Annotated in this window: 1 protein-coding gene; it reads left to right on the top strand. The window is 57.0% G+C overall.

Going from position 1 to position 1,102, the window contains the following annotated elements; genetic code table 11:
• Positions 1-1,098: hypothetical protein (locus ABZY20_RS37410; protein ID WP_356448020.1), on the top strand; the 1,098-nt coding region annotated here is incomplete at its 5' end.
• Positions 1,099-1,102: the final 4 nt, after the last annotated feature.

The raw sequence follows: 1,102 nt of genomic DNA, 5'->3' as shown, positions 1-1,102 counted from the left end.
CGTGTGAATCGCGTGGGCGGTGCAACCAAGGACAAGGGTTTCATCGTCGATTACGTTGGCGTGGGCCACCACCTGAAAAAGGCGCTGCACAACTACGACGAGCGCGAGCAGAAGCAGATCACCAACTGCTTGAGCTTCCCCGAACGGGAGCTGCGCGAGTTGCAGGCCGCACACGCGGAGATCATGGCGCTACTGAAAAAACACGGCCTTACCGACTTAACCGACCACGATGCGTGCTTCGACGTGTTCTACGATGAGGACGTCCGCTTTTCCTTCATGCTGGCGTTCAAGAAGTTCGCACGTGCGCTGAACACGCTGTTCCCTGCCAAGGAAGCGCTGGCTTACATACACGACTTTCAATCGCTCAACGAGGTCAACATTCTGGCCGGCAAGCATTTCCGTGATGCGCGCTTGAGCATGCAAGGCATACCGCCCAAGCTGCGTGCGATTGCCGATGCGCATCTTGCTTCCAACGGCATCGATATCAAGATCGCACCCATCTCCATTCTGGACGAGGATTTCGAGAAGGACGTCAGGGAACACAAGCGCAACAAGACCAAAGCCGCCGAGGTGGAGCACGCCATCCGCCATCATCTGGACGTTGAGCTGGACGATGATCCGGATTTGCAGGCTTCGTTCGCCGAGGCAATGGCTGCGATTTTTGCCGAGTTCAAGGACAACTGGCAGAAGATCTATGAGGAGCTGGAGAAGCTTCGCCAACGCATCAAGGATGCCGGCAAGGAGCCCACCTACGGACTGCACCGCAAGAAGCAAATGCCGTTCTTCCGCCTGTTCCAAACTGAACTGGGCGGTGTAATGAACCAACACCCCGACTACGCCGGCAAACCGGACGAGCGCATCGCCGTACTGGTGGACCTGACCCAGCAGGTTTACAACGCGGTGGAGCGCGAACTGAAGCTGACCGGGTTCTGGGAGAGCATTCCGGCACGCAACAAGCTCAAAGCCGAGGTGCAACTGGTTCTACTGGCGCCGCAGTTTGCAAATGTGTCTGGCCTGGTGAGGAAACGAGATGCCATCATCAGTCGAGTGATGGAGCTGGCTGAAGCCAAGAACGACACCATTTTGTACGCGGCGTAATGCC

This window comes from Streptomyces sp. NPDC006624 (assembly GCF_040611555.1).
Taxonomy (GTDB): Bacteria; Actinomycetota; Actinomycetes; order Streptomycetales; family Streptomycetaceae; genus Streptomyces.
The sequence above is the reverse complement of the archived record's forward strand: the minus strand, read 5'-3'. Positions and strand labels throughout refer to the sequence as shown.